Source organism: Pedococcus sp. P2_F6, from assembly GCF_056403675.1.
In genome coordinates this window covers 174,094-194,999 of sequence record NZ_JBFUEZ010000005.1, presented here as the reverse complement: position 1 = coordinate 194,999, position 20,906 = coordinate 174,094, and the positions used below count along the sequence as shown (strand labels likewise).

18 protein-coding genes and 1 pseudogene are annotated in these 20,906 nt (G+C 70.7%); all 19 read left to right on the top strand.

What is annotated here, in order from left to right; all coding sequences use genetic code 11:
* The first annotated feature begins 109 nt into the window (after positions 1–109).
* The 19 genes and pseudogenes from AC1DWP_RS16060 (at position 110) to AC1DWP_RS15970 (ending at position 20,842) form a co-directional block, all read left to right on the top strand.
* Entirely contained in the window at positions 110–379 is a 270-nt protein-coding gene (locus tag AC1DWP_RS16060; protein WP_477615490.1) for a hypothetical protein, read from the top strand.
* A gap of 275 nt (positions 380–654) precedes the next feature.
* Entirely contained in the window at positions 655–3,351 is a 2,697-nt protein-coding gene (locus AC1DWP_RS16055) for a WD40/YVTN/BNR-like repeat-containing protein (protein WP_477615489.1), read from the top strand.
* 127 nt (positions 3,352–3,478) lie between these two features.
* Entirely contained in the window at positions 3,479–4,705 is a 1,227-nt protein-coding gene (gene ftsY, locus AC1DWP_RS16050) for a signal recognition particle-docking protein FtsY (protein WP_477615488.1), read from the top strand.
* A gap of 36 nt (positions 4,706–4,741) precedes the next feature.
* Positions 4,742–5,731, top strand: coding sequence for a hypothetical protein (locus tag AC1DWP_RS16045; protein WP_477615487.1), 990 nt, complete (start codon positions 4,742–4,744; stop codon positions 5,729–5,731).
* Positions 5,728–6,570 (top strand): phosphotransferase, encoded by an 843-nt coding sequence (locus AC1DWP_RS16040; protein WP_477615486.1) that lies wholly within the window; start codon positions 5,728–5,730, stop codon positions 6,568–6,570. Before AC1DWP_RS16045 ends, AC1DWP_RS16040 begins: the two co-directional genes overlap by 4 nt.
* A 9-nt stretch (positions 6,571–6,579) precedes the next feature.
* A complete protein-coding gene (locus tag AC1DWP_RS16035; protein WP_477615485.1) occupies positions 6,580–7,041 on the top strand; it encodes a hypothetical protein in 462 nt (153 codons plus the stop codon).
* Positions 7,038–7,997, top strand: coding sequence for a hypothetical protein (locus tag AC1DWP_RS16030; RefSeq protein ID WP_477615484.1), 960 nt, complete (start codon positions 7,038–7,040; stop codon positions 7,995–7,997). Before AC1DWP_RS16035 ends, AC1DWP_RS16030 begins: the two co-directional genes overlap by 4 nt.
* Positions 7,998–8,006: 9 nt before the next feature.
* A complete protein-coding gene (locus AC1DWP_RS16025) occupies positions 8,007–8,651 on the top strand; it encodes a maleylpyruvate isomerase N-terminal domain-containing protein (protein WP_477615483.1) in 645 nt (214 codons plus the stop codon).
* 237 nt (positions 8,652–8,888) lie between these two features.
* Positions 8,889–10,307: an ammonium transporter gene (locus AC1DWP_RS16020; protein ID WP_477615482.1), complete on the top strand. Its 1,419-nt coding sequence runs from the start codon at positions 8,889–8,891 to the stop codon at positions 10,305–10,307.
* Positions 10,304–10,642: a P-II family nitrogen regulator gene (locus AC1DWP_RS16015; RefSeq protein ID WP_344131170.1), complete on the top strand. Its 339-nt coding sequence runs from the start codon at positions 10,304–10,306 to the stop codon at positions 10,640–10,642. The genes AC1DWP_RS16020 and AC1DWP_RS16015 overlap by 4 nt, the downstream gene beginning before the upstream one ends.
* A 131-nt stretch (positions 10,643–10,773) precedes the next feature.
* Positions 10,774–13,149 carry a [protein-PII] uridylyltransferase gene (locus AC1DWP_RS16010; protein WP_477615481.1) on the top strand — a complete coding sequence of 792 codons (2,376 nt, stop codon included), beginning with the start codon at positions 10,774–10,776 and terminating at the stop codon, positions 13,147–13,149.
* A 113-nt stretch (positions 13,150–13,262) separates the two neighbouring features.
* Positions 13,263–14,873: a signal recognition particle protein gene (gene ffh / locus AC1DWP_RS16005; RefSeq protein WP_477615480.1), complete on the top strand. Its 1,611-nt coding sequence runs from the start codon at positions 13,263–13,265 to the stop codon at positions 14,871–14,873.
* Complete coding sequence (locus AC1DWP_RS16000; protein ID WP_477615479.1) at positions 14,870–15,700, top strand: alpha/beta fold hydrolase; 831 nt, start codon at positions 14,870–14,872, stop codon at positions 15,698–15,700. The genes ffh and AC1DWP_RS16000 overlap by 4 nt, the downstream gene beginning before the upstream one ends.
* A gap of 102 nt (positions 15,701–15,802) precedes the next feature.
* Positions 15,803–16,894 (top strand): amidohydrolase family protein, encoded by a 1,092-nt coding sequence (locus tag AC1DWP_RS15995; protein ID WP_477615478.1) that lies wholly within the window; start codon positions 15,803–15,805, stop codon positions 16,892–16,894.
* 188 nt (positions 16,895–17,082) lie between these two features.
* Complete coding sequence (locus AC1DWP_RS15990) at positions 17,083–18,132, top strand: sulfate ABC transporter substrate-binding protein (protein ID WP_477615477.1); 1,050 nt, start codon at positions 17,083–17,085, stop codon at positions 18,130–18,132.
* A gap of 3 nt (positions 18,133–18,135) precedes the next feature.
* A complete protein-coding gene (gene cysT, locus AC1DWP_RS15985) occupies positions 18,136–19,032 on the top strand; it encodes a sulfate ABC transporter permease subunit CysT (protein ID WP_477615476.1) in 897 nt (298 codons plus the stop codon).
* Positions 19,029–19,835: a sulfate ABC transporter permease subunit CysW gene (gene cysW / locus AC1DWP_RS15980; protein WP_477615475.1), complete on the top strand. Its 807-nt coding sequence runs from the start codon at positions 19,029–19,031 to the stop codon at positions 19,833–19,835. The genes cysT and cysW overlap by 4 nt, the downstream gene beginning before the upstream one ends.
* Positions 19,832–20,485: pseudogene (locus AC1DWP_RS15975) on the top strand (sulfate/molybdate ABC transporter ATP-binding protein); the annotation flags it as partial. The gene cysW and the pseudogene AC1DWP_RS15975, both read left to right, overlap by 4 nt.
* A gap of 30 nt (positions 20,486–20,515) precedes the next feature.
* On the top strand, positions 20,516–20,842 hold the full coding sequence (locus tag AC1DWP_RS15970) for a TOBE-like domain-containing protein (protein ID WP_477615610.1): 327 nt from the start codon (positions 20,516–20,518) through the stop codon (positions 20,840–20,842).
* Positions 20,843–20,906: the final 64 nt, after the last annotated feature.

Here is a 20,906-nt window from a genome sequence, read left to right as displayed (position 1 = left end):
ACGAACGTGCAGTTCAACGGGTATGCCGCCGTGCGGACCTCACAGCGACGGGCTCGGGCGCGCGGCGGGTCGATTTGAGCATTCCCGCCCCGCGGGGCACCCTTGAAGCATGGTCCCCCTCATCATCGGCATGCTGCTCTGCGTCGGACTCGCTGTTGCGGTGGTCGCCGTGGTCGCAATCCCGGCACGCCGCGAGGGCCGCGAGCTCCTGACGCCGCAGGGCGAAGAGCTCATCGCCGTGGTCAAGGAGAAGACCGAGTCGACGCTGGAGAAGACCGGCGACGCCATCACGTCCGCCAAGGACAAGGTCAGCGACACCGTGAGCAGCAGTGCCCCCAGCGACAGCCTGGACGACGCTGGCCGTCACCGCGCCGTCTGACGCCTGACGCACCCGGCCGGCCCCGGCGGTCCCGGCGGTCCCGGCGGTCCCGGCCGCCCCCGGCGGTCCGCGCGTGCCCGGCGTGGCCCGCACGGCATACCTTTCCCTGGGCTGGCGAGGCGGTGCCAAGACACCGCTAGCCGTCCGCGTTTGCGCAGGTCAGCAGGCAACTGACCCTCACCACCCATGACAAATGTCATGGGTGCTTCCCGCGCTGTGGCTGGATGCTGGGGCGGGCCCGATCGGGTCCTATCCCTCCAGGAGGAGATGCGCGGATGGCATCGTTCACACCCCGAGCCCGCAGGCTGATCGCCGGCGGCGCAGGACTGGCACTGGTCGCCGGCGGAGCCGCCGGCTTCCTCGGCCGGCACGAGCTCAACGAAGCATGGCTGAAGTACCAATGGCGCGACCGGCACTACAACGCCGCCGTGATGGAGAAGGCGCTCATGATCGCCGGCGGCAACCCCGCCGAGGCGCAGAACGAGTCCAAGGAAGCCGTCACGATCGCCGAGCAGTTCGACCAGGCTCGCACCGCTCCCTCGGGGATCGTCGCGCCCGGCGCCTATGGTTCGGCTTTCGCCCAGATGCAGGCCATGCAGCACAGCCCCGGCAGCTGGAACGAGGTCACCAAGGTCCCCTACAACGCCGACGACCCGCGCTACCGGGACTGGTACTCCAACTCCTCCGGCGGCGCCGGCCACGTCACCGGTCGCATCACCGGACTCGCGGCTGACGCTGCCAACCACGTGTATGCCGCCGGCGCCGACGGCGGGGTCTGGCGATCCTCCCAGGGTGGGGGCGGCTGGACGCCCATCGCCGACTCGCTGCCCTCGCTGAGCTCGGGCGACCTGCAGCTCGCGGGTGACGGCTCCCTCTGGTTCGCGACCGGGGAGTCCAACACCGGTGCCACCTCCTACGTCGGCGCCGGGGTCTTCCGCCTCGCCAACCCGACGTCCGGTTCCTTCGCCCCGACCGACCGGGTCGGTGGCAAGGAGCTCGAGTCGACCACGATCGGCCGGATCCGCTGGGGCGGCGGCGCGACCGTCTTCGCCGCGACCAACAGGGGGATCTGGTACCACGCTGCGGGCACCAAGGCCGGCGCCTGGACCTTCGGGTTCGCCCCCAACATGAGCTGGATGCCCGAGATCAAGGACAACGCGGGCAACGTGCTCGTGCCGGCAGGCAGCGACTGGGGAGGCAACACGGCCTCGGGACCCACGAACGCGGCATACAAGAACATCGTCAACGACATCGCGGTCGACCCCAAGAACCCCAAGCACGTGATCGCAGCCATCGGCTGGCGCTCGGGTGACACCTACAACGGCTTCTACGAGACCAACGACTTCACGACCGGTCCGTCGGGCTGGCACAAGCTGTCGGTGACCCTCGGCAGCATCACGAACACGAGCGACGTGGGCTACACGACGTTCGCGTTCAGCAAGACCGGTGACCGCCTCTACGCGATGGTCCAGCAGCCGAGCAAGATCAGCGCATCGTCTTCTCTCGCAGGCATTTTCGTCTCCAAGAGTGGCTCACCCAACGGACCATGGAACAAAATCGGCGACCAGGCACAGCTGCACAACAGCGGCTCCGCCCTGGACCGCAAGGGCTACGGCGTCGGTGTGCAGGCCTGGTACAACCAGTTCCTCACCGTCGACCCGGCCAACCGTGACCACGTGTGGGCGGGCCTCGAAGAGGTCTTCGAGACCAAGGACGCGGGTTCGCACTGGTCGGCCGTGTCGCCGTACTGGAACTTCTACTTCCCGTGCTGGAACATCGCCGACGGCAAGAACACCTGTCCGCTGGCGGGTCACCCCGACCAGCACTCCGTGACGGTGGGGACCGCGGGCGGCGCCCCGGTCGTCTTCTTCGGCAACGACGGCGGCGTCTACCGGCGCCCGGTCAACGGCGCGGTCAACGCCAACGGCAACGCCACCGACCTGGTGTCGACGACCACCGACGGCACGATGGACGCCCTCCAGTACTACTCGGTCTCCGTGGGTCGTGACACCAAGAACGGCAGCGGTGTCGTGGTCTCGGGCGGGCTGCAGGACAACGGGGTGTCGAACCTGTTCAAGGTCGCCCCGAACGGCACCAACGCCGACACCGAGATGGGCTCCAACTTCGGCGGTGACGGTGGCGACGGTGCCGCAGACCCGGCGAACGGGTGCAACCAGCTGCAGGAGTACGTCAACCTCGCGGTGAAGATCACCAACAACTGCGCCCTCAACCCAGGGGCGCTCAGCGAGGCCGACGCGAGCTCGTGGTCACTCGACCCGGGTGACCCGTCGCCGCGGTTCATCGCCCCGATCGCGCTCGACGGCGCAGCGTCCGACCACTTCATCTTCGGCGGCCGCTACGTCTACGTCGGCACCAAGGGCTGGACGGCCACGCGCAGCGCCGCCGACCTGACCAAGGCGTTCGACCTCGGAGCGGGGCACTCGGCGACCGCGGTGGCGATGCAGGGCGGCACGGCCTACGTGTCGTGGTGCGGCCCCTGCAACAACGCCGGGTTCGCGCGGGGCATCGCGACCAACGCGGGAGGCACCTGGCACCAGCTCACGCTGGCCGCCAGCTTCCCGCTGCGGTTCGTCCAGGGCCTGGCCATCGATGCCGCCAACGGCAACCACGCGTATGCCGCGATCAACGGCTTCTCGCGCCGGTTCACCGAAGGCCCGGGTGCGGGCGTGGGTCACGTCTACGAGACGACCGACGGCGGTGCCACCTGGACCGACGTGAGCGCCAACCTGCCGGACGTCCCTTCGAGCACGGTCAAGCGGCTGTCCAACGGCGCGCTGGTGGTGGGCACCGACCTGGGCGTCTTCTACCGAGCACCAGGGGCGACCTCCTGGCAGGTGCTGGGTTCAGGGCTGCCGAGCACCGTGGTCATGGACCTGGAGTCAGGTCCTGACGGCAACGTGTACGCCGCCACCCATGGCCGCGGCATCTGGAGCATCCCCGTGCCCCAGTAGCAGCAGCTGCGTCATCCCGGTGCCCCGTCGACCTCGTCGGCGGGGCACCGGCGCGTCCAGCCGCGGCGGTGCCGACGGTGGGTCTGCGGTCGGCGTGCGGTCGGCGCGCGCTCCTCCGGATGAGAGGATGGCGCGCGTGATCGATCAGCTGTGGGAATGGATTGCCGTCGCCGTCGGGCTCCTCGTCGTCCTGGGCGCGGTGTTGCTGGGGCTCGTGCGCGGACGCGGGGGCCGGGGGAAGTCGGCACCCGCCCCGAGGGGCGGCACCAAGGGGCCCACCGATGTGCTGCCCGGTGTCGGTGACGACGCCGAACCGCCACGGGACGCCCCGAAGCGCTCCATCGAGGACGCCGGCTCGGTCGACACCCTGCCGTCGCCGCCCCAGGAGTCCCTGCCCTCACCAGAGCCGACGCCGACGCTCGACCGCCCGGACGCGCCCGCCGGACGGCTCCAGCGGCTCCGCGCCCGACTGGCCCGCTCGAACACCGCCCTCGGTCACGGACTGCTGACCCTGCTGTCCCGCGGCAAGCTCGACGAGGCTGCGTGGGAGGAGGTCGAGGACACCCTCATCGCGTCCGACCTCGGGGTCGAGGCCAGCACTGAGCTCGTCGAGACCCTCCGTGCACGGGTCAAGGTCGAGGGCACGACCGACGAGGCCACCGTTCGCGGCTGGCTCCGCGAGGACCTGCTGCGGCTGGTCGACCCGTCGCTCGACCGCACCGTCGTCAGCTCGCGGGTGGACGGGCGTCCTGCCGTGGTGCTGGTCGTGGGCGTCAACGGCACGGGCAAGACGACCACGGTCGGCAAGCTGGCCCGCGTGCTCGTCGCCGAGGACAAGGACGTCGTGCTCGGCGCTGCGGACACCTTCCGGGCCGCCGCCGCCGACCAGCTCGAGACGTGGGGGGCCCGGGTCGGGGTGCCGACCGTCCGCTCCGAGCGTGACGGTGCCGACCCCGCGGCGGTGGCCTTCGACGCCGTCAGGGCCGGGGCCGAGATGGAGGCCGACGTCGTGCTCATCGACACGGCCGGACGGCTCCACAACAAGGTCGGCCTGATGGACGAGCTGGCCAAGGTCAAGCGAGTCATCGAGAAGCAGAGCCCGATCGACGAGGTGCTGCTCGTGCTCGACGCCACCACCGGACAGAACGGCCTGCGCCAGGCCGAGGTGTTCGCCCAGGTCGTCGATGTCACCGGGATCGTGCTGACCAAGCTGGACGGCACCGCCAAGGGCGGCATCGTGGTCTCGGTGCAGCGCAAGCTCGGTGTACCCGTCAAGCTCGTGGGGCTGGGGGAGGGGCCGGACGACCTCGCGCCGTTCGACCCCGAGGCCTTCGTCGACGCGCTTCTTGCCTAGGGGTTCGCCCTCACGGGCACCCTGCTCGCCGCAGCGGTGATCGGGGTCCCGGGCGCAGCCCTTGCCGCGCCAGCCGCCCGGCAAGGCGCCGCGACCGCCCTGATCGATCCGGCGCGACCAACCGCCACCTCCGGGTCTCAGGGCCTGGCCATCCGGATCGACGACGACCGGATCCCCGAGTCGTCCGGCCTGGCGCTCAGCCGGAGGCACCCGCACACCGTCTGGACGGTCAACGACTCGGGTGACACGTCCCGGGTCTTCGCAGTGGACACCACGACCGGCAGGACGGTCGGGGTGCACACCTTCGACGCGCCGGTGCGCGACGTCGAAGCCCTGGCGATCACGCCCCAGGGCCGGATGCTGGTGGCGGACATCGGCGACAACGACGGCGCCCGGCCGATGGTGCGGGTGTTCTGGTTCGACGAACCCGAGCTGGGCACGACCTCCGGGCCGTGGGCGTCGTGGGAGCTCACCTATCCGGACGGATCGCACAACGCGGAGGCGATCGCGGTCGACCCCAGGTCGGGTGGGGTTCTCGTCGTGACCAAGGAGCGGCCGGGTGGGATCTACGCCCTCCCCGCCACGCCCAGCCGCCAGGGCGTGAACCGGCTCACCAAGGTCGCGACCGCGCCCGACATCGTGACCGACGCGGTGTTCCTGCCCGACGGCTCCGGGCTGGCGGTCCGGACCTACACCGCACTGGCCGTGCTCGACCCGGCGACCTGGCAGACGAAGACCTCCCAGGTGCTCCCCATGCAGCCCCAGGGCGAGACGCTGTCGATGGCGCCCGGCGGCCAGGACCTCCTCGCAGGCAGTGAGGGCCTGCACTCGCTGATCCAGCGCGTGACCGTCGTGCAGGTGGGCTCGCCCAGCCCGTCCAGGCCATCCGGCTCATCCACCGGCGACGACGACAGCCGCGTCGTCGAGGCCAACCGTGGCGAGCTCATCTCGGGCCTCGGAGCCTGTGCCGGTCTCGTGGCCCTGGCGTACGTCGTCGCGAAACTGGCACGCAGGAGGCACCGGTGAACGCCGACGTGCGCGAGGAGGCGCTGAGCGGCGGCAACACCGGCCACGTCGTCCGCGTCGGCGACACGGTCCGGCGGCAGGCTGGCCACTGGACTCCCGCCGTGCACGCGCTGCTGGACCACCTCGCGGCCGCAGGTTTCGACGCAGCACCCCGCGCGTTGGGCACCGATGCGCTGGGACGCGAGGTCGCGTCATACGTCGAGGGTGTTGCGGGCACGCTGGGCCCGGACCAGCTCGCGCCGGAGTTCCGGACCGTCGAGGCGTGCCGTGCCATCGGCGCCTGGTTGCGGGCGTTCCACGACACCCAGGCCGGCTTCGAACCCGACCCCGCGCAGCCCTGGCACGTGGTGCCGGGCCGACCACTGGGACCCGGCGAGGTGATCGCCCACCATGACGTCGGCACCTACAACACCGTGCTGCGCCCGGACGGGTCGTTCGCCGTCATCGACTTCGACTTCGCCTGCCCGGGGTGGCCGGTCGAAGACCTCGCCTACGTGCTCTGGTCGTGGACGCCGCTCTGGCACGACCAGTCGGCCGTCCGCAGGGAGATGGGTGTGGTGACGATGGCGGACCGCCTGCACAAGTTCGCTGCCGTCCTCGACGGGTATGCCGCCGACGCCGGGCTGCGTGCGCAGGTCCCGGACGCCGTTCTGCGATGCATGCTGGGCCATTCCCGGACGGTGGAGGAGCTTGCAGCGCAAGGCGATCCGGCCTTCGTGCGCATGGTGGCAGCGGGTCATGCCGAGCGACCACTGCGCGATGCGGAGTGGTTTGCGTCCAGCCGTTCGCTCTTCGCCGCCTCCATCGCGGAGGACCGGCCGGCACACCGGATGGCTTAGCCTGAGCGCGTGGAGACGGGGGTGGACCGACTCGGTCGAGTGGCAAAGGCGTGGCGCGTGGCTGTCGTCCTCGCCTTCACCGTCGTGTTCTGCGCGGGCTCGCTCGTGGGCGACGACCACTGGTGGCCGTTCGGGCCGTGGCGGATGTTCTCCACGTCGCAGGCCGCGACCGGCTCGGTGTGGTCGACCGGCATCGAGGTCCAGACCGCCGACGCGCCAGGGACGTGGGTGCGCGCGCCACTCACGCCCGAGAACGTCGGCCTGAACCGCGCCGAGGTCGAGGGTCGCATCCCCCAGATCGAAGCCGACCCGTCCCGCCTCGGCACCCTGACGCGCAGCCATGCCGAGCTGCGCCCGACGGCGGCCGAGTGGACCGCGCTGCGCGTCGTGCGCCGCCTCATCGTCGTGGTCGACCGCAAGCCCACCGGCGAGGTGCGCACCGAGGTGCTCGCGCAGTGGGAGGCGCCATGAGCGCGCGACCGCGTGCCCTGACGGGTTGGCGCCGACGTGGGGCGCAGGGTCTGTCCGGCTGGCTGTTCGCCCCGATGCCGGTGTCCCGGGTGGCGGCGCTGCGGGTGCTCGTCTTCGCGTTCGTCATCGTCGACGTGGTGCTGCTGCACACCTCCGGCTGGTACCACGGCTACGCAGACCCCGTCTGGTACGAACCGCTGGTCATGGGCAGGATCCTGCACCTGCCCGCTGCCTCGGTCCTGCTCGTCCAGGTCCTCAAGTGGGGCTGCGTGCTCGCGGCGCTGGCTGCGATGACCGGCCGGGCGCCACGAGTGCTCGGCTGGACGGTCGCCGTCGGCTGGGTCTGGTACCAGTACGTCGCCTTCTCCTACGGCAAGGTCGACCACGACCGTGCTGACTTCGTGGTCGCCCTCGCGCTGCTGCCGACGGTGGGGCTGGCCCACCTGTCGGACCGCCGTCGCAGCGAGGCGGCAGGCTTCGCGCTGCGGGCCGTCCAGCTGGCGGCCATCGCCACCTACTTCCTCTCGTCCTGGGCGAAGGTCCGGTTCGGTGGCTGGGACTGGGTCAACTCGGCGACCATGGTCCGGGCGGTCGTGCGACGCGGGACCCCGATGGCCCAGTGGCTGCTCGAGGTGCCCTGGACGCTGCACTGGTTCCAGTGGGTGCTGATGGGAGCCGAGCTCACCTCGCCCGTCATCTTCCTGCTCTCCGAGAAGTGGCGGGGGCGGGCGGTGGGCGGGTGGTTCGTCTTCCACGCCATGACCTACGGCGCGATCACCATCGCCTTCTGGCCACACCTCGTGATGATGCTCGCGTTCCTCCCCCTCGAGAGGTATGCCGCGTGGCTGCGTGACCGTTTCGCCCGCGTTCGCGGCGGGTCACCTGCCACTCCACCCGACGCAGGGCCGGAGGACATCGACCGATCGAGCCGCGACCCCGTCGGTGCCGCCGGTTAGGGTCGTCGCGTGAGCAGAGGCGAGCACGTCACCGCGTTCCTGGGGGCCGTCGACCTGTCCCTCGAGCTGGCTGCCCGACCGCAGGTGCGCGATGCCTGGGAGCAGGAGAGCGCCTGCGCGGGCATGACCGTGGGAGGGCTCACCCACCACCTGCTCAAGCAGGCGGGCAACACCGTGCGCGGCCTGCGGGCTGAGCCCGACGACGCGCCGCCGATCGCGCTGCTGGAGCACTACGCCCGGGCTGCGTGGGTGGAGGCCGGTCCGGAGGACGAGGTCAACGTGTCCATCCGTGACGGTGAGAACGACGGCGCCCAGGTCGGCCCCGACGTCGTGCTCGAGCTGGCTGGGGAGTGGGCCGACGACCTCCCGGGGCTGCTCGCTGCACCTCGCGACCCGGACACGATCTTCATCCCGTGGCAGGGCTGGTCGCTGACGACCGAGGACTTCCTGACGACGCGGCTGATGGAGCTCGTCGTCCACGGCGACGACCTGGCCGCCAGTGTCGGGCTCGACACCCCGACCTATCCCGAGGGTGTCATCACTCCCGTGCTCGGGCTGCTCACCGGCGTCGCGGTCCGCCGCCACGGCCAGACCGCGGTGGTTCGCGGTCTCAGCCGCCCGCAACGGGCACCCGCAGTGATCTCGGCGTTCTGACCGCGGCGCGCCCGCGGGATACCCCCCGGCGCCCCTCACGTCAGGCGCTTGTTCGGCGGATCCGCCGTGTCCTGACCCGGTGGATCCTCCGAAGAAGCGGCCTCAGGCGGACGACGCTCCCACGATGTGAGACGTTGCGCGGTCCGAAACCTGATGCTTACCCGCAGACGGTTCCGCTAACACGGCTGTAACAAACTCCGGCACGCCCCGAAACGCCGCCCGGTCAGAGTTCTGCCCATGACTCCAGCACTGCTGCCAGTGGCAGACCCCACGATCAACGAGGCCGCGACCGCCTTCATGCTCGTCGCCGCCTCGATGGTCCTGCTCATGACCCCAGGTCTCGCGCTGTTCTACGGCGGCATGACGCGAGCCAAGTCCGTCCTCAACATGATCATGATGTCGTTCGGGGCCCTCGGCGTCGTCGGCGTCATCTACGTGTTGTGGGGCTACTCCATGTCCTTCGGCAACCTCCAGGACGGCTCGTCAGACATCGCCGGCCTGTTCACCAACCCCTTCCACCTGTTCGGCCTCAAGAACGTCATCGGTGAGGACGGCTCGCGACTGATCGACGTGTTCGGCGTCGACGTGTTCATCCCCGAGACCGTCTTCGTCGGCTTCCAGCTCACCTTCGCCGTCATCACCGTCGCGCTGATCAGCGGCGCCGTCGCTGACCGCGTCAAGTTCAGCACCTGGCTGGTCTTCTCCGGCATCTGGGCGACCATCGTCTACTTCCCGATCTCCCACATGGTGTGGGGCGGCGGCGTCCTGTCCGGCGCGGAGGGCGGCCTGTCGGCCAAGATCTTCGGGGCGACCGACGGCGTGGCCAACGTGCTGCCCATCGACTTCGCCGGTGGCACGGTCGTGCACATCAACGCCGGTATCGCCGGCCTGGTGCTCGCGCTGATCGTCGGCAAGCGGCTCGGCTTCGGTACCCAGGCGATGCGTCCCCACAACGTGCCGGTCGTCATGCTCGGCGCCGGTCTGCTGTGGTTCGGCTGGTTCGGGTTCAACGCGGGCTCCGAGCTCGCGGCGGACGGCCTTGCATCGACGGTGTGGCTCAACACCACCGCTGCCACCTGTGCCGCGATGCTCGGGTGGCTCCTCGTGGAGAAGATCCGCGACGGGCACGCCACCTCGATCGGTGGCGCGTCGGGCGTCGTCGCCGGCCTGGTAGCCATCACCCCGGCCTGTGGCGCGCTGTCGCCCCTCGGCTCCCTGATCCTGGGCGTGGTCGCGGGTGGCCTGTCTGCCCTGGCCGTGGGCCTGAAGTACCGCTTCGGGTACGACGACAGCCTCGACGTGGTCGGTGTCCACCTGGTCGCCGGTCTCTGGGGCACCATCGGTGCCGGTCTGCTCGCCACCGGGTCGGGTCTGTTCTACGGAGGTGGCGCCAAGCAGCTCGTGGTGCAGATCATCATCGCGTTCGCGTCGCTGCTCATCAGTGGCATCCTGACCGCAGTGATCGCGCTGGCCCTGAAGTACACCCTGGGCTGGAGGGTCACCGAGGATGTCGAGTCCGACGGTATCGACCAGAGCGAGCACGGCGAGTCGGCCTACGAGCTCAGCGGATTCACGGGCGGCCGGTTCGGCTCCTCCGGTGCAGTCTCGACCTCGTCCGCCAAGCCTGCCAAGACCCCTGAGGGAGCGTCCGCATGAAGCTCGTGACCGCGATCATCAAGCCCCACCAGCTCGACGAGGTGAAGGAGGCCCTGGAGGCCTACGGCATCTCCGGCATGACCGTCAGCGAGGCGTCCGGATACGGTCGGCAGCGCGGCCACAGCGAGGTCTACCGCGGCGCCGAGTACACCGTCGACTTCGTACCGAAGGTGCGGGTGGAGGTCCTCGTCGACGACATCGATGCCACCTCGGTGGCCGACGTGATCCTCAAGGCGGCCCAGACCGGCCGGATCGGTGACGGCAAGATCTGGACCATCCCCGTCGAGGACGTGGTCCGGGTCCGCACCGGAGAGCGCGGCGTCGACGCCCTCTAGCAGCACACCAACCACTGGGTATGGCGCCCGGTCCCGTTCGCGGGGCCGGGCGCCATCGGCCATGGAACGTCTAACACGGGCGTAACACGACGGCTCACGTTCCGAAACGTCGGAAGGGGAGGGTGGAGCACGTGACCATCGAGCAGACCGACCTGGCGGCCCGCCGCCTCGACCTTGCGGGGGCGAGGGGCTTCGACGCCCCCGGGGCCGGCCCGGTCCGCCGCGACGCGATCGCGTCCCTCACGCGGGGCTGGCTCGGTGAGGTCTGGAAGGTGGCCCTGGACGGCCGCTCGACCGAGGGGATCGCCCTGGCCGCGGTCGGCAGCCTCGCGCGGGGTGACGCCGGGCCGCTCAGCGACGTCGACCTGGTCCTGCTGCACTACGGGCGCTCACTCAGCGGTGACGACCTGCGCGGACTGGCCGACCGGGTCTGGTACCCCGTCTGGGACGCCGGCGTGAAGCTCGACCACGCGGTGCGTACCGTCAACCAGTGCCGGACGGTCGCCTCCGGCGACCTCGCCGCAGCCGTCGGACTGCTCGACCTCCAGTGCGTGGCCGGCGACCCCGAGGTGGTGGCCGCAGCCCGCTCGACCGTCGCGCACGACTGGCGCGCGAACGCCCGGCGCAGGCTGCCGCAGCTGGTCGAGAGCCTCAAGGCCCGGCACGCCCGCCACGGCGAGCTCGCCCAGAGCCTCGAACCCGACCTCAAGGAGGCCCACGGCGGCCTGCGAGACATGACGGTGCTCGGCGCCCTCGTGGCTGCCTGGCTGACCGACCGTCCCCACGTGGGGGTCGACGAGGCCCACCAGACCCTGCTCGACGCGCGTGACGCCGTCCACGTGGTCACTGGCCGTGGCCGCGACCGGCTGACCCGTGAGGACCACGATGCCGTGTCGGCGCTGCTCGGCCACGGCGACTCCGACGAGATGATGACGGCGGTTGCCGACGCCGGCCGGACCATCGCCTACGCCCTCGACGGCACGGTGCGCCGCGCCGGGCAGTCCCAGCGAGCCCGCACCCTGCGCGTCGGACCGCGTCGCCCACAGCTCAACCCGCTCGGGTTCGGCATGTTCGAGCACGACGGCGAGGTGGTCCTCGGACCGCGCAGCACCCTGTCGAGCGACCCGCTGCTGCCCCTGCGCGCGGCAGTCGTCGCCGCCCGCAGCCACCTGCCCATCGCCCCGACCACGCTGGCCAACCTCGCCGGCCAGGCACCCACCCTGCCCGAGCCGTGGCCGGAGATCGCTCGCGACCTCTTTGCCGACCTGCTGGCGACCGGTCCCGGCCTCGTCGCCGTCTGGGAGGGGCTCGACCAGGCCGGCATCATCGACCGCTGGCTGCCCGAGTGGGCAGCCGTGCGCTCTCGCCCGCAGCGAAGCGCCGTGCACCGCCACACCGTCGACCGGCACCTCATCGAGACCGTCGTCCTCGCCGGCGGACTGGTGCGCGGGGTCACCCGGGCCGACCTCCTGCTGCTCTCCGCCCTGCTGCACGACATCGGCAAGATCCGGGGTGCCCACGACCACTCGGCCACCGGAGCTCCCCTCGCCCGGACCATCGCCACGAGGCTGGGGTACCCCGCCGCCGACGTGGAGGTCATCACCACGCTCGTGCGCGAGCACCTCACCCTCATCGACCTCGCCACCCGCCGCGACCACCAGGACGCAGGCACGGTCACCGCGGCGCGGGGTGCGGTGGGCGGCTCGCGCGAGGTGTTCGACCTGCTCGTGGCCCTGACCGAGGCCGACGCGAGCGCCGCCGGCCCGCAGGCCTGGACCGACTGGCGGGCGACCCTGCTGGCCCAGCTCGCCGAAGGAGCCCGCAAGGGCTGGGAGGAAGGCAGCGTGCCACCGCCGGCCGAGACAACCACCGTCGACGAGGCCGACCTCCAGTCGGTGGCGGCCGGGGACCCCCGCGTCATCATCCGTCCGCAGGGCGGGTCCTACCGCATCGACGTCTTCGACCGCGACCGGCTGGGACTGTTCGCTGACACCGCGGGGCTGCTCGCGGCATACGGGCTGGTCGTCCGCACCGCCATCCTGCGCACCATCGACGGCGTCGCCGCCAACGAGTGGCACGTGGAGAACCCGAGTGGAGAGGCTCCGCAGGAGGAGCGGATCGTCCGTGGGCTGGAGCGGCTCGCGCAAGGGGACCGCGGGCCGCTGGGGCTCCTCGAACGCCGGCGCCAGTTCGCCGCGCGACCCAGCGCCGAGTCGGGAACGGGGTCTCCCGGCCAGGCCCGGGCCCTCGTCGTGCCCCGCGCCTCCGAGGAGGCGACCGTGATCGAGGTGCGTGCCCAGGACCGTCCGGGCCTGCTGCACGAGCTCGGTATGGGGTTCGCCAAGGCCGGGCTCTCGGTGCGCTCCGCGCACATCGCCACGTATGCCGGCCAGACCCTGGACACCTTCTACCTCACCGAGTTCGGTGGCCGGCTCCTGTCGCCGGCCAAGGTCGCGCAGACCGTGGCCATGGTGATCGACACCTGCGACGGCGCCGCTCCCGCCTAGGAGCTGCCGCCCCGCGCGTGCAGGTATCCGTCCACTCGGACGGATACCTGCACGCGGACCACCTTCTGGCGCTGCGTCCGGCGCAGGACCCTGGGTCGATTAACCTTGGGCCCGTGTTCACCTCACTCTCCGACCGCCTGACAGCCACCTTCAAGAACCTGCGGGGCAAGGGCCGGCTGTCCGAGTCCGACGTCAACGCGACGGTCCGCGACATCCGGCTCGCGCTGCTCGACGCCGACGTGTCGCTGCCCGTCGTCAAGGCGTTCACCCACGCCGTGCGCGAGCGGGCCCTCGGGGCAGAGGTGTCGGGAGCCCTCAACCCGGGCCAGCAGGTCGTCAAGATCGTCAACGAGGAGCTCATCGGCATCCTCGGTGGCCAGACGCGCACGATCGCGTTCGCCAAGAACCCGCCGACCGTGATCATGCTCGCCGGTCTGCAGGGCGCCGGCAAGACCACCCTCGCCGGCAAGCTCGCCCGGTGGCTCAAGGAGCAGGGCCACACGCCGATCCTCGTGGCCGCCGACCTGCAGCGACCCAACGCCGTCACCCAGCTCGAGGTCGTCGGTGAGCGCGCGGGCGTCCCTGTGTTCGCACCCGAGCGCGGCAACATCGGGGGCCACGACGCCGTCGGTCCGACGGGTGAGGGCACCCGCTCGTTCGGCGACCCGGTCTCGGTCAGCCGAGCCGGAATCGACCAGGCGCGCCGCGCCCAGCACGACGTGGTCATCGTCGACACCGCCGGACGCCTGGCCGTCGACGCCAACCTCATGCAGCAGGCCGCCGACATCCGCACGGCGATCGAGCCCGACGAGGTCCTGTTCGTCATCGACGCGATGATCGGCCAGGCCGCGGTCGAGACGGCCCTGGCGTTCCAGGCTGGCGTCGACTTCACCGGCGTCGTGCTGTCCAAGCTCGACGGCGACGCCCGTGGTGGCGCCGCCCTGTCCGTCGCCTCGGTGACCGGTCGTCCGATCATGTTCGCCAGCACCGGCGAGGGCGTGAAGGACTTCGAGGTCTTCCACCCCGACCGGATGGCCTCGCGCATCCTCGACATGGGTGACGTCCTGACCCTCATCGAGCAGGCCGAGAAGGCGTTCGACCGCAGCCAGGCCGAGGAGATGCAGCGCAAGTTCCTCGCCGAGGAGGACTTCACCTTCGACGACTTCCTGCAGCAGATGTCGGCGCTCAAGAAGATGGGCGGCATGAAGGCGATGCTCGGCATGATGCCGGGCATGGGCCAGATGAAGGCCCAGCTCGACAACCTCGACCCGCGTGAGTTCGACCGCATCGAGGCGATGGTCCGGTCGATGACCCCGTTCGAGCGCACCCACTCCAAGCAGATCAACGGATCGCGCCGGCTGCGCATTGCCAAGGGCTCGGGGGTGCAGGTGTCCGAGGTGAACGGGCTGCTCGAGCGGTTCACCGAGGCGCAGAAGATGATGAAGCAGCTCGCGCGCGGCGGCGGCATCCCCGGGATGCCCGGCATGCCGGGCATGGGTGGCGGCAAGAAGGGCCGCCAGCAGCAGCCACAGCGCAAGAAGTCCAAGTCGGGCAACCCGGCGAAGCGGGCCGCCGAGGAGCGGGCAGCCCTGGAGAAGGGCGCGGCCGCCAAGGCGAGCGGTGGCGGGGCCGCCTTCGGAGGAGGCGCCGGGGACGGCGGCATACCCGCTGACCTCGACCCCAACCAGCTGCCCGCAGGCTTCGAGAAGTTCCTCGGCAGGTGAGCCACGCAGCACCGCTGCACACCCTCTCGGTCGGCACCGCAGGGCCGCGAATCGCCTTTCTCCACGGGCTTTTCGGGCAGGGGCGCAACTGGTCGCAGATCGCCAAGGCGCTCGCCGGACCCGACGGCAGGGGTGCGCGCAGCACCCTGGTCGACCTCCCGGACCACGGCCGGTCCCCGTGGTCACAGGAGTTCTCCTTCGAGGGGTATGCCGCGGCCGTCGCCGACACCCTGCGCGGCATCGACGCCGACGCGTCGTGGGTGGTCGTGGGGCACTCCCTGGGTGGCAAGACCGCGATGCTGCTGGCCCTCGAGCATCCCGAGCTGGTGTCGAGGCTGGTCGTCGTCGACATCGCGCCCAAGAGCTACGGCAGCCTGGAGCGGTTCAGCGGCTACATCGAGGAGATGCAGCGGCTGCCCCTGAGAGAGCTGGCCAGCCGGCGTGACGCCGAGGCGCGTTTCGAGGAACCCGACCCGGGTGTGAAGGCGTTCCTGCTGCAGAACCTCCGGCGCGACGGCGACTCCTGGCGCTGGCAGGCCAACCTCGAGCTGTTCGCGGCGGATGCTGCCCGGGGGGCGGGCTCGGTGATCGCGGACTGGCCCGAGACCACCGCAGAGCTCCCGCCCTTTGCCGGGCCTGTCCTGTGGATCGCCGGCTCGGAGTCGTCCTACATCACCGACGAGGACCTGCCCTCGATGCGGGCGCTGTTCCCGAAGGTGCGCCAGGTGACCGTCAAGGGCGCGACGCACTGGGTCCACACGGATGCGCCGGAGGTCGTCGTCGAGGTGGTTCGCCGCTTCGTCCAGCCACTCACCGAGCCCCACTGACCCCGACGCAGGTATTTCACCCAATTGGACGGATCCCTGCGTGGGCCACGCGTGAATATCGGTCCACTGGGGTGAGTTCCCTGCGCCGGTAGGGTCGGCGACATGACGGCAACGGTGCTGCACCTGCGTGGTGAGGTCCTCGTCGGCCCCGAGGACGTGCGGCCCGAGGCGTGGGTGGTCGGCGGAAGGCTGACCTTCGAACGGCCGAGCGGGAGCGGATCCGACGTCCAGACGCTGCGCGGCTACGTCCTGCCCGGCCTCGTCGACGCGCACTGCCACGTCGGGCTCGACGCCCACGGCGCGGTGGACGACGCGACCGCGGAGGCTCAGGCGCTGGCCGATCGCGAGGCGGGGACGCTGCTCATCCGCGACGCGGGATCGCCCGCCGACACCCGGTGGATCGACGAGCGCGACGACCTGCCCAAGGTCATCCGGGCCGGCCGCCACATCGCGCGCACCCGTCGCTACATCCGCAACTACGCCCACGAGATCGAGCCCGACCAGCTCGTCGAGCGCGTCCGGATCGAGGCTCGCGCAGGGGACGGGTGGGTCAAGCTCGTGGGCGACTGGATCGACCGCGACGCCGGCGACCTCACGCCCTGCTGGCCGGTCGACGTGCTCACCGATGCGATCTCCGCCGCCCACCACGAGGGCGCCAGGGTGACCGCCCACTGCTTCGGCGAGGCCTCGCTCTACGACTTCGCCGCGGCGGGCACCGACTGCATCGAGCACGCGACCGGGTTGGAGGCCGAGACCATCGCGCAGTTCGCGGAGCAGCAGATCGCGATCGTGCCGACCCTGGTCAACATCGCGACCTTCCCATCCGTCGCCGAGCCCGCGAAGGACCGGTTCCCCGACTACCACCGCCGGATGCTCGCGCTCCACGAGCGCCGCTATGCCACGATCGGCGCGGCCCGGGACGCCGGCATACCCATCTATCTGGGCACGGACGCGGGGGGATCCTTGCGGCACGGACTGGTGGCCGACGAGGCCCATGAGCTGACCAAGGCGGGGTTGTCCACCGACGAGGCCCTGTACGCCGCGACCTGGGGCGCTCGCGAATGGCTCGGCCGACCTGGGCTGGAGGAGGGTGCAGACGCCGACCTCGTGGTCTACGCGGCCGATCCGCGACGCGAAATCCGCGCGCTCGCGGCCCCCGAGCACGTCGTCCTGCGCGGTCGCGACTTCTCCTGACCCACGCCCGTCCTGACTTCCGCGCGGTGGCCGGCGCGCGGCATACGTGCCAGTCCCGGCCCTTCCACGATGCGAGACATAAGGTCACGTTATTTGACCGATAACTAATTGCTATCCAAACTCCTAGTTGTCACATAGGAGATGCGCAGGGTGCGCATCCAACGCCTCACGGCAACCAAGGAGCTCCGATGAAGTCGACCCGCCGTCACCCCCGCCTCGCCCTGGCCGCCGCCGCGACCGTCGGCGCGATGGTGATGACCGCCTGTGGCGGCGGCGGAGCCAGCGACACGGTCGGTGCCGCGGCGGACGCCGAGAATGCCGCCGCCAAGACGGGCACGATCAACCTCTTCGCGTATGCCGTGCCGAAGGTCGGCTACGACAAGGTGATCCCCGCGTTCAACAAGACCGAGGCCGGCAAGGGCGTTCAGTTCCAGCAGTCCTACGGCGCCTCGGGAGACCAGTCGCGCAAGGTGGCGGCAGGCGCGACGGCTGACTTCGTGAACTTCTCGGTCGAGCCGGACATCACCCGCCTCGTCGACGCGGGACTGGTCGCCAAGGACTGGAACGCCAACCAGTACAAGGGGATCCCGTTCGGCTCGGTCGTCACCATCGTCGTCCGCAAGGGCAACCCCAAGGGCATCAAGGACTGGGACGACCTGCTGAAGCCAGGCGTCGAGGTCGTCACCCCGAACCCGTTCAGCTCGGGCAGCGCCAAGTGGAACCTCCTGGCGCCGTATGCCGCGAAGAGCGACGGTGGAAAGGACCCCAAGGCCGGCCTCGCCTTCATCGAGCAGCTGGTGACGGATCACGTCAAGGTGCAGCCGAAGTCGGGGCGCGAGGCGACCGAGACGTTCCTGCAGGGCACCGGCGACGTGCTGCTGAGCTATGAGAACGAGGCCTTGTTCGCCGAGCGCAGCGGGGACCCGGTGGAGCACATCACGCCGCCGACCACCTTCAAGATCGAGAACCCCACCGCCGTGCTGAGCAAGAGCCCCAACCTCGCCAAGGCCAAGGCGTTCAACGACTACCTCTTCACCCCGGAGGCCCAGAAGCTGTGGGCCCAGGCAGGCTTCCGCCCCGTCGACCCGGCCGTGGCCAAGGAGTTCGCGGCCGACTTCCCGGCGCCCCAGAAGCTCTGGACCATCGACGACCTGGGTGGCTGGAAGACGGTCGACGGCACGCTCTTCAAGAAGGAGACCGGCTCCATCGCCGTCATCTACGACAAGGCCACGTCGTAGGCCATGACCGCAACCACGCACAGCGCGCGCAGGGACGACATCTCGATCTCCGAGGTGGCGTCCCTGCCGCCGCGCGCAGACACCCCTCGTCGCCGGCTCCAGGGCGCCAGACCGCTCGCCCGACCCCTCGGCATCGGCCTCGTGGGCCTGTGGCTGAGCGTTCTCGTCCTGCTCCCGCTCGCGGCCCTCACGGTCACCTCGCTCGGCGAAGGCGTCGGCGGCTTCTGGGAGGCCGTCACCGCGCCGGTCGCCTTGGCCTCGCTGCGCGTGACCGTTCTGGTCGCCGCCGTCGTCGCGGTGGTCAACGCCGTGATGGGCACGCTCATCGCCTGGGTGCTGGTGCGCGACGACTTCCGGGGCAAGCGCGTCGTCAACGCCCTGATCGACCTGCCCTTCGCCCTGCCCACCATCGTCGCCAGCATCGTGCTGCTGTCGCTCTACGGGCCGAACAGCCCGATCCACGTCCACCTCAACGCCACCCAGCCCGGGCTGCTCGTCGCACTGGCCTTCGTGACGCTGCCGTTCGTCGTCCGGTCCGTCCAGCCGGTGCTCATCGAGGCCGACCGCGAGGTCGAGGAGGCCGCCGCCTCGCTGGGGGCGTCGAACTGGACGACCTTCCGCCGGGTCGTGCTGCCGACCCTGGCTCCGGCCCTGATCAGCGGCACCGGACTGGCGTTCGCGCGGGCGATCGGGGAGTACGGCTCGGTGGTGCTCATCGGCGGGAACATCCCACGCGAGACCCAGGTCGCCTCGCAGTACATCCAGCAGCAGATCGAGATCGACCGGCCGCTGAACGCCGCCGCGGTGTCCGTGGCGCTGCTGGTGATCGCTTTCGCCACGTTGTTCGTGCTGCGGGTGTTCGCCGGCCGCAGCCTGCGCCGGGAGGAGGAGGCCCAGTGAAGACCTCCACCACCGCCCGGATCGGCCTGCGCACCGTCGCGCTCGGCTACCTCGTGCTCCTGCTCGCTGTCCCGATCGTGCTCATCCTCGTGCGCACGTTCGGAGAGGGTGTGGGGGCGTTTCTCGAGTCGATCAGGACTCCCGCGGCGATCTCCGCGCTCAACCTGTCGCTGCTCATCGTGGCGATCGTCGTGCCCCTCAACGTCGTGTTCGGGGTGGGGACGGCGCTGGCCCTGGTGCGCGGACGGTTCCGTGGACGCGGCCTGGTCCAGGCCGTGGTGGACCTGCCGTTCGCGGTGTCGCCGATCGTCGTCGGCGTGTCGCTCATCCTGCTCTGGGGAGCCGACGGCTGGTTCGGTGGTCTCGAACGGCTTGGCTTCAAGGTCATCTTCGGGCTGCCGGGCATGGTCATCGCCACGCTGTTCGTCACCCTGCCGTTCGTGGTGCGCGAGGTGGAGCCGGTGCTCCACGAGATCGGCACCGAGCAGGAGCAAGCCGCCTCCACCCTCGGTGCCAGCACGTGGCAGACGTTCTGGCGGATCACCCTGCCGGCGATCCGCTGGGGGCTGACCTACGGCGCCGTCCTCACGATCGCCCGGGCGCTGGGGGAGTTCGGCGCCGTGATCATGGTCAGCTCCGGCTTCCCCGGGGTCTCCCAGACCCTGACCCTGCTCGTCCACTCCCGCTACATCGACGACCACAACACCTACGGCGCCTACGCCGCCGCCACCCTGCTCATGGGCCTGGCCGTGCTGACGCTGCTCGGCATGACCGCGCTCGACCGCAAGAGGAGAACCACATGATCACCGTCCTTGGCGCCCGCAAGCACTACGGGGCCTTCGCCGCCCTTGACGACGTGACCCTGGACATCCCCGCGGGCTCACTGACCGCCCTGCTGGGGCCGAGCGGGTCCGGCAAGTCGACGCTGCTGCGCTCGATCGCCGGTCTGGAGCAGCTCGACGGCGGTCGCATCGTCATCGGCGGACGGGACGTGACCGGGGTGTCCCCGCAGAAGCGCGGTATTGGGTTCGTGTTCCAGCACTACGCCGCGTTCAAGCACATGACGGTGCGCGACAACGTGGCCTTCGGCCTGACCATCCGCAAGCGGCCCAAGGCCGAGATAGCGCGCAAGGTCGACGACCTGCTCGAGATCGTCGGGCTCGACGGGTTCCAGCACCGCTACCCCGCCCAGCTGTCGGGCGGGCAACGCCAGCGGATGGCACTCGCCCGGGCACTCGCGGTCGACCCCGAGGTGCTGCTGCTCGACGAACCCTTCGGCGCCCTCGACGCCAAGGTGCGCGCCGACCTGCGCCAGTGGCTGCGCAGGCTGCACGACGAGGTCCACGTCACCACCGTCCTGGTCACGCACGACCAGGAGGAGGCCCTCGACGTGGCCGACCGGATCGCCGTGCTCAACAAGGGCCGAATCGAGCAGGTCGGCGACCCCGTGACCCTCTATGACCGGCCCGCCAACGACTTCGTCATGTCGTTCCTCGGCTCGGTGGCCAGGCTCGGGGGGCAGTTGGTACGTCCGCACGACATCGCCCTCGACCGCAGCCGTGAGCGCGCCCAGGCCCAGGACGCCCGCGTCGGCGGCTCGCCGGGCGTCGTCGAGGCTGTCGTCGAACGCGTCGTGCGTCTCGGTTTCGAGGTGCGGGTCGACCTGCGCACCGACGCGGGTGTGCGCTTCGCGGCGCAGGTCACGCGCGCGGAGGCCGATGCCCTGCGGCTCGTCGAGGGTGAGACGGTCTTCGCCCGGGCGACCACGCGGCCCGACGCAGCGGAGGTCGAGCCCGCGCTCGCCATCTGAGCGGCGCAACACGCTTTGGTATGCCGCGCGCAGGGTCCGCTGCGTCCGTCGCCCGCCCGTGCGA